Origin of the sequence: Arenibacter catalasegens, from assembly GCF_002909235.1 — a bacterium.
Taxonomy (GTDB): Bacteria; Bacteroidota; Bacteroidia; order Flavobacteriales; family Flavobacteriaceae; genus Arenibacter; species Arenibacter catalasegens.
The window spans coordinates 45,488-58,454 of sequence record NZ_PHQQ01000014.1 but is presented as its reverse complement, the minus strand read 5'-3'; the positions used below and the strand labels follow the sequence as shown (position 1 = coordinate 58,454).

The following is a 12,967-nucleotide window of genomic DNA, read 5'->3' as shown; positions in this document are numbered from 1 at the left end:
GCTTACTGTCAACAGTTCACTTTTTACTCCATTCTTAAACTTTTTACTGGGTTGGCTCCTGCCGCTTTATAACTTCGCAGGCTTACCGTAATCAGTGCAATTCCAAGTGTAAAGATTCCCGCCAGACCAAAGGTCCACCAACTGAGCTTGATTCTATAAGCGAAATTTTCCAACCAATTATCCATAAGGAAATAACCTATTGGACTGGCTATCAACAATGCCAATATTACCCATTGCACAAAGCTTTTGTTCAACATGACCAAAATTTCAGCTATAGAAGCCCCATTTACCTTTCGAATAGCAATTTCTTTTACCCTTCTTTGGGTGTCATATATCGCTATGGCAAACAGACCAATGGCAGATATGATCAAGGCTATTAATGAAAATAGCACCACATTGATCCCCAATTGTTTTTCTTTTTGATACATTACCGCTACCTCATCGCTTAAAAAAGAATAATCGAAAGTTTCTTTGGGATTATTTTCCTTAAACAATCCTACCAAAAAGGCCAAACCACTTTTGGCTGCACCTTCTTCAAATTCAATTAAATAAGCATCATTATTATCCTCGAAATAAAGCATCATTAATGGCTTGGTTACGGTGGACAAGTGTTCATAATTAAAATCCTTGACAACTCCTATAATTTCATAACCCTCTTCATCATTCCAGTATTTGTTCAACATTCTGGACATAGAGATATCCTGAATGTTCCAGTATTTTTTTGCGGCTTCATTTATAACTACCCTAACTCCTCTTGAACTGTCCAGTTCCCTGTCAAAAAATCTCCCTTCAATTAATTCCAGACCCAGCACTTTTTCATAATTTGGAGTAACAATCAACATATTTTGGGTTTCATACTCAAAATCCCCGTCTTTTCTACGCCACTCCATGAGGTATGGGTCTAATGGAGATGCTCCTTGTGCAAAACTCTTTATTGAAGAATTTGACGCCAGTTCATTTTTCAAGTGCTGAAATGTTTTCGCGTCCTCTATTTGTTGTTCTTCTTTGGTATCATACTCCTGATTTACAAAAAGTTCGGTGATAATAATATCGTCTTTATCAAAACCTAAATCTTTGCCCAACATTAATTGAAGCTGAAGGACAATTGTAATAGAGGAAATCAACAACAAAAAGGACAGTGCATATTGAAAAATTACCACCAACTTTCTACCCGCTATTTGATTTCCAGTAAAGCCCTTGTTCTTTAATCCATTTATTATGGAAAAACCATAAGTAGCAATGATGGGATAAATGGACCCAAGGAATACCAACAGACATAAAATTGCCATGACCACAGTTGTCACCTGCCATAGGGGCGGAGTGTAATTAAGGCCGATAAAACTATTAAAGGTGGGCAATACCATTTGAAACACTACCGTAACAATTACAGCGGCGAGACTGATAAGTACTGCCTGCTCTATCATAAATTGCCCAAAAAGATGTCCCTTTTGGGCTCCATTGATTCTTTTTAGCGCGCTATTCTTGACCCTGACATTAGCGCTGATCACTTGTAGGTTCGAAAAATTCAGTACCGAGACCAAGAGAATCACCAACATGATCACAATTTGCATGTACATGTTTTTTTTGTCCACAATATGGCTAATAATATTATTAGTATTTAGGTTTTCCTTTTCAATTGCTTCCTGGTCAAAAGGGATTAGGCCGAGTGTACTCTCTTTAAATTGAAAGTGATCTTGTGCTTTGAATTTTATCTTTTCTTCAAAAGCCGTCCTGTCAATATTTTTTCGCATCAATAAAAAATCGCCCCCCATTCTACTAAATAAATGGAGATCGGAAGTCTGGGTCGGCAAAATAAAATCGAACTCTATGGAACTATTTTGAGGAGGATCAATGAGAATTCCACTTACTGTAAAATTTTTTTTGACACGAGTTTTCACTTGTACTACCTTGCCCATAGGATCTTCTTCCCCGAATATGATTTTGGCCAATTTTTCGGTCAGTACTATGCCATGGGGTTGGGCTAAAGCGGTTTCTTTATCGCCAAATTTCAGTTTATAATCAAAAACTTGAAAAAAAGTACTGTCCGCAACTAGTCCTTCGGGAGAAAAGAAATTGTCATTATAATAAATTGCCAAGTTCCCCTTTACATATTTACTGATTCTAACTTTATGCTCCACTTCAGGATAGTCCCCATAATTAATTTGCGCAAATGCTTTTCCATCGAATATTTGAGGGAGACTTTGTGGCGTTGCATTTACCGAAAGCATATAGATATCTTTTTTCCTATTATGAAAGCCATCCATATTAAGCTCATTGGGCACATAGGTAAAAAGTAATGCTATGCAAAGTGCCCCGAGACAAAGGGTTAGTAGACTTCCGCCAAATATGACCTTGTTAGCCTTAAAATTCCGGATGGCAAATTTTAGATAGTGTTTTAGCATAATGCTTTCGTTTATCGTTGTCCGTTATTGCTCATTGTTTACTTCTTACGGCCAACTTTTTACTGAAAATTGTCCACTAAAAAAATTGTTTACTGTATACTGCTCACTGGCAACTGCCAACTGTTTACTGTTCACTTTTTCACTCCGTCCTCAAGCTTTTTACCGGATTGGCCAATGCCGCTTTAATACTTTGGTAGCTTACAGTAAGTACAGCTATGGTTAGGGCAATTAGCGCCGCAAAGGCAAACACCCACCAACTAATTTCAATTCTATATGTAAAATCTTCGAGCCATTTGTTCATTAGGTACCAGCCAACGGGCAAGGAAATAATAATCGCTACCCCCACCATTTTTAAAAAGTCGGTCGTAAGGCGATAGGTAATTTGGCCAATACTTGCACCCAAAACTTTACGGATGCCTATCTCTTTGGTACGTTTTTGAGCATTGAAAGCCGCTAAACCAAACAATCCAAGGCATGCGATTAAAATAGACAGGATGGTAAAGGTTACGAAAATGCGTCCTAATTGCTGTTCGGCTTCATAGGTGGTATTAAAGGAGTCTTCCATAAAACGATAACCGAAAGGTTGCCCTGGAGCCATTTCATTCCATATCCCTTCAACACTTGCGATGGAGTTCGAAAAATCTCCAGCTTCAAGTTTTATGGCCATTGAACCGATTGACGTGCCTAAAGTCATACTCAAAGCACCAATATCATCCCTTAATGATTCATAATTAAAATTTTTGATAATGCCAATAATTGTAAAATGGTCGGAAGTACCATTTTCAAAATTGCGGATAATGCGCATTCCTAAGGCCTCTTTGGGCTGCACTCCCAAAATGGCGACCGCCGACTCGTTGATCAGCATAGCCGTAGAGTCGGTACCAAACTGTCTATCGAAATTCCTGCCCTCTAGGATTTCCATATTCAAAGTGGGGAGGTAATTATCGTCAACATTCCATATCTGCATATTGATGGAATTTTCCGCTGTTGCCCCCCCTTCCTTAAAAAAGGAGGTATTACTTCGGACAGATGGTGTTGGTAAAAAGCTGCTCAATGTAGCACTTTCCACTTGGCCAAGTTGTTCCACTTCTTCCTTAAAAGCCGTGGCTTTATTGCTCAATGTATATACATCATCAACAATTAAAACCTGATCTTTTGTGAAACCCAGATCTTTACTCTGAATGAACTCCAATTGCATAAAGACCACCAAAGTACTTACAATTAAAAACACGGAAATTGCAAATTGGAATACCACAAGAAAACTTCGAATGTTGCCGCCACCAGTACTAGTTGTGCCAGCACCCTTAAGTACTTTCACGGGCACAAAACGGGACATGAAAAATGCGGGATACATTCCTGAAAAGAGGGCCAGTACTGTCGCCCCAAAAAGTAAGGCTACCCAGAAAACAGGATCGGTAAATGGTATGGAAATAGACTTGCCAGAAAGTTCATTAAAATAAGGCGTGGCTACTATTGCTATTGCCAAGGCAAACAAAAGCGAGATGAAGGAAATTAAACCTGATTCCGTCAAAAATTGGCGTATCAAGGCAGATTTGTCCGACCCCAATGTTTTGCGAATACCCACTTCTTTTGCTCTTTTAAGGGACTGTGCCGTTGATAGGTTCATAAAATTAACGCTAGCCAATAAGATCAAGAACAAGCCAATGAACGAAAGAATATAGACATTTTGAATACTACTATTTGGGCTTAGTTCATGGTCTTTGTTAGAATACAGGTGTATATCCTTTAACGCAATAGTGCTATAATAAAGATAATTACCAGAATCGGCCAACTGTTCTTCGGTTGCTCCTGGCAAAAATGTCTGTACGTAGGGCATTATGTATGTACCTAACATAGACTGTAAAGGCTCCTGAAAATCGGCAATATCGGCACCAGGTATCAGCTTAATAAAGGTGAAGAAATTATGACTTGTCCATTCCTGGTTTTGCGCATCTTCATTCCCCGCCATAGCCATAAAAACGTTGTGATTTCTAAGAAATGAACGCTCTGGCATATCCTCTATAACCCCTGTTACCGTATAGGTATCGGTATTGTTCAATAATAAACGTTGGCCTAAAGCTTTTTTTATATCAAAATGTTTTATGGCGGCAGATCTGGTCAGTACTAAGGTGTTGGGTTCTTTTAGTGCGGTTTTCATATCCCCTACCAACAGATCCAGACCGAACATCTCAAAGAAAGAAGCATCCACAAAGGTTGAACCTTGTTCCTTTATATTTGCTTCCGTATCACTCTTTCTTAGCAGCATACTGCCCAAATTCCTAAATCTAGTAGTTAGTTCCACTTGTGAAAAATCGCTCTTCATGGCGGCAGCCATAGGTGCTGAAACTTGTGCGGATCTGCTCTCCGTACCCCCGAATTTTACATCTGTATTTATTCTATGAATACGGTCGGCATCTTTGAACATCGTATCAAAATTCATCTCATCATAGATGTATAAGGAGATAAGCAATCCCCCAGCCATTCCAATGGCTAGACCGAAGGTATTCAGAAAGGTAAAAAAAGGCTGCCTTTTAAGGCTTCTCCAAGCAATTTTAATGTGGTTTTTAAACATGATGCTCGATTTTGATGCCGAAACATTTTCAGCATTGATTGATGAATAAACACTCTTTCTCCTATATACCTGCAAGGTTTCCAAAACCTTGTAGGTTTTCATTGCCATGTAGGTTTCCGAAACCTATTGGTTTCACTTCCAAGTCCTAGCCCAGACCTACAAGGAGGTCCGCCAAAAAAGGCGGACTACAAACTCTCTTCCTCCTTAACCTGAAAGGTTTCCAAAACCTTGTAGGTTTTCATTGCCATGTAGGTTTCCGAAACCTATTGGTTTCACTTCCAAATCCTAGCCCAGACCTACAAGGAGGTCCGCCAAAAAGGCGGACTACACCTTGCAGGTCTTTCGTTGCCGTTACTTGGTATTCTACTTCATGGCTCCCATAGCCCTATTATGGCTTTCCGTAGCAATCTGTCCGTCAAATAGGTTCACGATACGATGTGCATAATGCGAATCCCTATCCGAGTGGGTAACCATCACTATAGTAGTGCCTTCCTGATTTAGTTCTGTCAACAGGTTCATCACTTCGATCCCGTTTTTGGAATCCAGATTTCCCGTAGGCTCATCCGCCAAAATCAACTTTGGGTTTGTAACAACAGCCCGTGAAATAGCCACACGTTGTTGTTGACCTCCCGAAAGTTGTTGTGGAAAATGCTTTTCACGGTGCGCTATTTTCATTCGCTCCAAAACGGCCATTACCTTTTGCTTACGCTCACTTTTATTCATTTTGAGATAGATCAATGGCAATTCAACATTTTCAAATACGGTAAGTTCATCTATCAAATTAAAACTTTGGAAGACAAAGCCGAGATTACCCTTTCGCAATTGTGTACGCTGATTTTCCTTTAAGTGTCCAACCTCATGGCCGGCAAATTGGTAATTACCAGAAGTGGGATTGTCCAGCATACCTATAATGTTCAAAAGGGTAGATTTGCCACAACCCGATGGGCCCATTATGGCTACGAACTCTCCATCCTGAACTTTGAGGTTGACATTGTTCAAGGCCAAAGTTTCTACCTCCTCGGTCCTAAAGCTTTTTTTAAGATTTTGTATCTGTATCATTCTAAAAGGTTTACACGTTAATTAAAGGATGTCCTTACCATCCCGTTTGTGACAGTTTCGGATATATATTTTTATTATTATTTCAACACTATATTATCGGCGTCTCCAAAACTATCATAGTTAGAAGTAATTACCTTTTCACCATTCTCCAATCCTTCCAATACTTCATAATATCTGGAGTTTTGTTTTCCTATTCTTATATTCCGCTTTAATGCCTGATTGCCATCTGGATCTACTACAAAAATCCATTGTCCACCAGTACTTTGGAAAAAGCTTCCCTTGGGTAGCAAGAGCGCATCACTGGATTCCCCCAATTGTAATTTTATATTATAGCTTTGACCTGCGCGAATGTTTTGCGGCTTTTCACCTGTAAAAACCAAATCAATCTTAAACTTGCCATTTCGTACTTCAGGATATACTTTTCTTAACCTGAGGGTATGCTCTGTCCCATTCCGCTCAAAACTTGCATTTAAATCGCGCTTCACTCGGTCTATATAATGCTCATCTATATCTGCTTCAATCTTATAATCTGTTAGCACATTCACCTGACCAATACGTTCGCCTTGACCTATATTCTGCCCAATTTCTGCATCTAAAAACCCCAATTGCCCGTCTGCCGGTGCCCGTACGTTCAAATGATCGAGACGTTCATAGACCATAGTCAACGTCTTCCGCATGCGCTCAAGATCCGTATCCAAACCCGATAAGGATGTAATTCGCATTTCATCATCGTGTTCCGTTTGTAGTTTAACAATTTCATATTGTTTTTTGGAAAGCTCAAAATTTTCTTTAGAAATTAAATAGTCCTCCTTCGAAATTAATTCGTCGTCATATAAAGCTTGGTTTTGTTCAAAATTTCGTTTCAACTTCGTAAGCTCGTACTGGGAATTGGCCAAGGATTTTCTGCCTTCTACCTGCCTGGAATCGAAAGTTAATTTAGTGGACCTGAGGTCGTTTTGCTTTAAGGCCAAATTACTTTCACTATTTAATATTTGCTCATATAGACCTATATTTTCCAACTTTAAGATTATGTCTCCTTTTTCTACCATTGTCCCTTCTTCAATTAATTTTTCGGTAACCCGACCCCCTTCATAGGCATCCATATAAATTGTGGCTATCGGTGCCACAGTTCCATTAATGGTGATATAATCATCAAATTTCCCCTGTACCACCTCTGCAATAGACAATTTGTCCTTTTCAGTTCTGAAAGTGTTGCCCACACTGCCCGTTATCATTTTCCATCCCATAAAAAGCAACAACACCCCTAGGGCAATGTACCCGTAGTGTTTTGGCCTCAGTCCTTTCTTCTTTTCTAATTGTATATCCATTTTAATTATTGCTATTAATGTTAAAAATAGGTGAGCCCTGGTAAAAAGACAGCGTATTTTGGTTAATTTGGTGTAGTAGTTTTACCTGTAAATTTTTGTTTTGAGAGGTGGCATACATTGACTTTGCAAGATTTAGTTCCATAATGGTAAACAGTCCCTTTTCATATTTTTTTTGTGCGACACCAAAAGCCAGTTCTTGAGCCATAATCTGTTTTTCACTTTGGACAAGTTCAACATTTAATGCCTTATTTTCTTGAATTAGTTGTTGTATGGCCTTATATATTTCCTGCTCCTGAATCTCCATGTTGTTTTGCTCCCTACTTATTGCTATTTTCTGTTGCTTTATAGCAGAACGTGTAGACCAAGCATTAAAAATGGGAACGCTAAGGGAAAAACCAACAAATCTGGAGGCATTATCCTTAATTTGATTTTTGAATGGAATAGTAACGCCTAAAGTATCTCTAGTAGTCTCGTAATATCCTGTCCCATAACCGGTAGCAAAAGAAAGTGAAGGATAAAGCCGACCCCTGGTAATTCCCAGTTCCTTTTTGGCTGCCTCTGTTCTATACCTTTGTGCCTTTAACAGGGGCACAAAATCTTTCGCTAATAGGTAAATACTGTCCGTTTCCAATTCGATTTCAGCTAGTGCAAGAGGAATAATAGGGCTAAGTTGAATGGTGTGGGCATTTTCCAAATTCATTTCCTGAATCAAAATGAGCTTTGCCGCTTGTAATTGATTTTCACTTTGGGTAACATCCAATTGATCCGTATACAGTATGGATTCTGCCTCATACAGATCTGCCCCAGCTTTCAACCCAAGTTCAATCTGCTTTTTGGCGAGTTTAAAATTCGCTTCAGAGATGGTCAGTTGCTCCTCTGAAATGGCCAATAGACCTTCATAAAACTGTATATCGTGATAGGCCGTCATTACCCTTAGCGCCAACAAAAACCTTTGTTGCTGTGCAGTTTCTTTGGTTGCTTTGAACAAAAGCTTTCTTGCCTTAATAGTATTGATCTTCTGGAATCCTTGAAAAAGATCAATGGAAGCACTCAAAGAATAACCATTGGAAAAGAAATCGGTATTTATAATATCATTGGTATTTGGATCGGTAGATCGGCCATAACGAATATTATAATCAGCGAATCCGTTAACCCTAGGAAGAAGGTCCCTTATAGACTGATTGTAACTTTCCTTACCGGAATTTTCCAAATATTGATAATCCATCAGGGTGAGATTATGCTCCAAGGCATAAGAAATGCAGTTGTCCAATGTCCAGTTCTCCTGGCCAAAGACATACACGGTGATGAAAAATAGGATAAAAAATAATTTTCCTTTCTTAAAATTCATAATGCAAATACGATTAAAAAAGTCACCATATTGATAAATATATCAATTGTCGACCCACAACCACATTCCAAGTTCGTGCCATATACTTATTTAATTGATTTACAGGTATTTATGTATTAATTTTAAAATTCAACAAATATTAATGTAAAATAGTTATACAATAAATGTCCAATATTTGGACACTTATGATATTTTAATGAGCAGGTTTTGTAGTTTTAACTTTACCAAATTTGAGATAACCATGGTAGATGCGAAAATCCTAGTAATAGACGACAACAAAAGTGTCTTAAGTGCACTGGAAATATTATTGCAGTTCGAGTACGACAATATCATAACAATTTCCAATCCAAATCAAATATCATCCTTTCCTGACTTGGCTAAAATTGATGTTGTTCTGTTGGATATGAATTTTTCCGCCGGTGTGAATTCCGGAAACGAAGGCCTGTTTTGGCTAAAGGAAATCAAAAAAAAATCACCCTTTACTGCTGTTATTATGATGACAGCCTACGGGGACGTAGAGCTTGCGGTTAGGGCCCTGAAGGAAGGTGCATCAGATTTTATCTTAAAACCTTGGAACAATGAGAAGTTTTTGGCCACCGTCAAAGCTGCCTATATGCTGCGTAAATCCCAAAAGGAAATAAATCAACTAAAACAAAAGGAAACCAATTTAAAACAGGTCATTAACCAAGATAAAACTTTTATCATTGGCAATTCAAAAGCCTTGACTTCCGTATTAAATCTAACCCAAAAAGTAGCCAAAACAGATGTCAATGTCTTAATTACGGGTGAAAATGGAACAGGGAAAGAACTCATTGCACGACAACTTCACAGACTATCTCCTAGGCAGAACGAAGTCTTTATTGCTGTAGATATGGGCTCCATTTCCGAAAATTTATTCGAAAGCGAACTATTTGGTCATCTTAAAGGGGCCTTTACAGACGCTAAGGAGGATAGAATCGGTAAATTTGAAGCTGCCAACGGAGGCACCTTGTTTTTGGATGAAATTGGAAACCTATCTTTCCAAATGCAGGCCAAATTGCTTTCTGCAATCCAAAATAAAGTCATTGTGCGTGTTGGTTCCAATAAGGCTATTCCAGTAGATATTCGATTGGTCTGCGCAACCAACGGCAATTTGGAACAAATGGTAATAGATGGCCTATTTAGGGAAGATCTGTTGTATAGAATAAATACCATCCAAATTGAAGTTCCTGCACTACGGGAAAGAGGTGATGACATATTGATATTGGCCGATTTTTATTTAAAGAAATATAGTGCCAAATATGCAAAACACGGAATCCGCATTAACGATATTGCCGAAGAAAAGCTGAAACAATACTCTTGGCCGGGAAATGTGAGGGAATTACAACACACCCTGGAAAGGGCGGTAATACTCTGCGAAGGAAATATTCTAAAACCTACCGATTTCATATTGAATGCCAAGTCTTCACCATCAACTGAGCTTGGGCCAAAGACCTTGGACGAAATGGAGGAAATTATGATTATGGAGGCACTTCACAACAATGAAGGCAATTATAGTGCAGCAGCGGCCCAATTGGGAATCTCTCGACAAACACTCTACAACAAAATTAAAAAGCAGGAAAAAAATGGTGAGTAAAAACTTCTATTTCCAGACCATTGGCAGAGTAGTATTTATAAGTGCTACAGCCATTTTAATTGCTTATCTACTATTTAAAGAAAGCTATGTCCTTGCCGCCCTAACATCATCCGTTCTTGTATTGCAAACCTACCATTTAATAAGATATGTAAATGAGACCAACAGAAAAATTGCCTACTTCTTCGACGCTATAAAAAATGAGGATTTTACCCTTAGATTTCCAGAAAAATTGAGTGTTAAGTCGCTTAAAGAACTTAATCACAGTCTGAACATGCTCAATGAAATGATTCAAAAGATTCATTTAAAAAATCAGACACAAGAACGGTTTTACCAAGAGATCTTAAAACAGGCGGACATTGGCATTTTAGCGATCAATAACAAAGGACATATCCTTTTTGCCAATCCAAGACTTGAGCATATGCTTAATTATACACCGCTTAACCATATTAAGCAACTATCACAGGTTGACGAAAATTTATACCAAATTTTCAGTGAATTAAAACCTTTCGAGCGCCGAATGTTCCAGTTGACCAATGAACGCGAAAAAGTAGATCTCGCCATAAAGTCCTCTTCCTTTAATTTAGACGGACAAGAATTATTATTAGTGGTTATCCAAGATATCCATCAGGAATTGGACGAAAAGGAAACCGAATCCTGGACCAAATTGATTAGGGTGTTGACCCATGAGATTATGAATTCCATTACGCCAATAACTTCCATTTCCGATTCCATTTTAAAATATCACTCAACGGCAAATAAAGACCTTGTGGATGGAACTGAATATCAAAAACGTTTGGACAACACCATTAAAGGCTTGGAAGTGATTAAAGATCAAGGAACTAACCTGATGAGCTTCGTACAATCGTACCGAAGTTTCTTAAATATACCTCTGCCAGATAAGAAAATTGTTACTGTTCAAAATTTATTGGATAAGGTAATATTGTTGGTAGGACAGGATCTAGAGAATTCGAATACGTCCATTGAAATGCAAATGGAGACCCAAGGCTTAGAACTATTTATTGATGAAAATCAAATTACACAAGTCTTAATCAATTTGTGTAGAAATGCATTGCAATCCCTCGAACAACAGAAAGACAGTTCCATAAAACTGAAGGGCGGAACCACTGCTGTCGGACAAAAATATATAGAAGTAGAGGACAATGGTCCCGGTATTCCTGCTGAATTGATAAATGAAATTTTTGTCCCCTTTTTCACTACCAAAAATTCTGGAACGGGTGTAGGTTTAAGTCTTTCCAAACAGATTTTACGGATGCACGGGGGTAATTTAAAAGTGAGCTCCCAACCCGACAGGTATACCACTTTTACATTGTTATTTTAAATCCACCTTTACTATTAAATAATTCTCAACCACTATTTTTATAAAAACCCCAACCCCATGGATTTTTTCAATATTGCAACAGTACTTATTTTTCTTTCTGCCATCTTCGGATATATTAATGTTCGGTTCCTGAAATTACCCAATTCCATTGGCCTAATGTTAATTACCATATTGTTTACCTTGGTAGTTTTCGCTATAAGTGGATTTAATGACACTTTATTAAATGCCGAAAAATATATCATTACCCATATCGATTTTAGAACTGTTCTAATGGATGTAATGTTGAGCTTTCTATTGTTCGCCGGGGCATTGCACACCAACTTTGAGCAGCTAAAAGTGCAACGTTGGCCCGTATTCGCCTTTGCTACCCTTGGGGTTTTAGTTTCCACGTTTCTAGTGGGAACAGCCATGTATTATATTTTACAAATTACCGGTTTACAGGTAGATTATGTTTACTGTCTACTTTTTGGCGCCCTCATATCCCCAACCGATCCCATTGCCGTTCTTGGCATCTTAAAAAAGGCTGGGGTTCCAAAAAAATTGGAGACCAAGATTGTTGGAGAATCCCTGTTCAATGACGGGGTAGGCGTGGTCGTATTCTTGACCATTTTTCAAATTGCTTCCTTTGGAAGAAGTGAAATGGGAGCGAGCGACATTTTTAAACTATTTGGTCAAGAAGTTATCGGTGGACTCGCTTTAGGATTACTTTTAGGATGGGTCACTTTTAGACTCATGAAGTCGATTGATGATTACGATATAGAGGTTATTATTACTTTGGCAGCAGTAATGACGGGAACCGCCATAGCACATCAACTACATCTTTCGGCTCCATTAGCTATGGTTACGGCCGGATTAATTGTCGGCAATGACAAAGTAAGAAACACGGCCATGTCCGAGAATACCGAAATTTATGTGGATAAATTTTGGGAATTGCTGGATATCCTTTTGAACACAGTGCTATTTGTACTTATTGGAATGGAAATTTTGGTCCTTACTATTGAACTTAATTATTTCATAGCAGGTCTAATAGCCATTCCCATTGTATTGGCATGTAGATACCTATCTCTTTTACTCCCCATTAATTTCTTTAAGAAAAAATTGAACTTTGTTCCCAATACCAACATTATTATGACCTGGGGTGGCCTTAGGGGTGGTATTTCCATTGCCCTGGCATTGGGACTTACCGCTGAAATGCACCGAGATCTTTTCTTGGTCATCACCTATGTAGTTGTGGTTTTCTCAATTTTGGTACAGGGCTTAACAGTAGGGAAACTTGTCAATAAGTTATCTAAGTAACACCGTCC

The 12,967-nt window shown here is 38.5% G+C and carries 8 protein-coding genes; 3 read left to right on the top strand and 5 right to left on the bottom strand.

Features of this window, described 5'->3' with window-relative positions:
- Nucleotides 1–23: 23 nt before the first annotated feature.
- From CWD90_RS12370 to CWD90_RS12350, 5 genes are all read right to left on the bottom strand, one after another.
- A complete protein-coding gene (locus CWD90_RS12370) occupies nucleotides 24–2,402 on the bottom strand; it encodes an ABC transporter permease (protein ID WP_103476382.1) in 2,379 nt (792 codons plus the stop codon).
- Nucleotides 2,403–2,541: 139 nt separating this feature from the next.
- Nucleotides 2,542–5,076, bottom strand: a complete 2,535-nt coding sequence (locus CWD90_RS12365; protein ID WP_317045726.1) for an ABC transporter permease — start codon at nucleotides 5,074–5,076, stop codon at nucleotides 2,542–2,544.
- Nucleotides 5,077–5,337: 261 nt separating this feature from the next.
- Nucleotides 5,338–6,033 (bottom strand): ABC transporter ATP-binding protein, encoded by a 696-nt coding sequence (locus tag CWD90_RS12360; RefSeq protein ID WP_103476381.1) that lies wholly within the window; start codon nucleotides 6,031–6,033, stop codon nucleotides 5,338–5,340.
- Nucleotides 6,034–6,110: 77 nt separating this feature from the next.
- Nucleotides 6,111–7,361, bottom strand: a complete 1,251-nt coding sequence (locus tag CWD90_RS12355) for an efflux RND transporter periplasmic adaptor subunit (RefSeq protein ID WP_103476380.1) — start codon at nucleotides 7,359–7,361, stop codon at nucleotides 6,111–6,113.
- Nucleotide 7,362: 1 nt separating this feature from the next.
- Nucleotides 7,363–8,709: a TolC family protein gene (locus CWD90_RS12350; RefSeq protein ID WP_103476379.1), complete on the bottom strand. Its 1,347-nt coding sequence runs from the start codon at nucleotides 8,707–8,709 to the stop codon at nucleotides 7,363–7,365.
- 241 nt (nucleotides 8,710–8,950) lie between these two features.
- On the opposite strand from CWD90_RS12350, the gene CWD90_RS12345 reads away from it, so the two are divergent.
- From CWD90_RS12345 to CWD90_RS12335, 3 genes are read left to right on the top strand one after another with little or no spacing between them, the layout of a single operon-like run.
- The gene (locus CWD90_RS12345; protein ID WP_103476435.1) at nucleotides 8,951–10,324 is read left to right on the top strand and encodes a sigma-54-dependent transcriptional regulator; all 1,374 of its coding nucleotides are present in this window, start codon (nucleotides 8,951–8,953) and stop codon (nucleotides 10,322–10,324) included.
- The gene (locus CWD90_RS12340; protein ID WP_103476378.1) at nucleotides 10,314–11,663 is read left to right on the top strand and encodes a sensor histidine kinase; all 1,350 of its coding nucleotides are present in this window, start codon (nucleotides 10,314–10,316) and stop codon (nucleotides 11,661–11,663) included. Before CWD90_RS12345 ends, CWD90_RS12340 begins: the two co-directional genes overlap by 11 nt.
- Before the next feature lie 57 nt (nucleotides 11,664–11,720).
- Nucleotides 11,721–12,959, top strand: a complete 1,239-nt coding sequence (locus CWD90_RS12335; RefSeq protein ID WP_103476377.1) for a cation:proton antiporter — start codon at nucleotides 11,721–11,723, stop codon at nucleotides 12,957–12,959.
- Nucleotides 12,960–12,967: the final 8 nt, after the last annotated feature.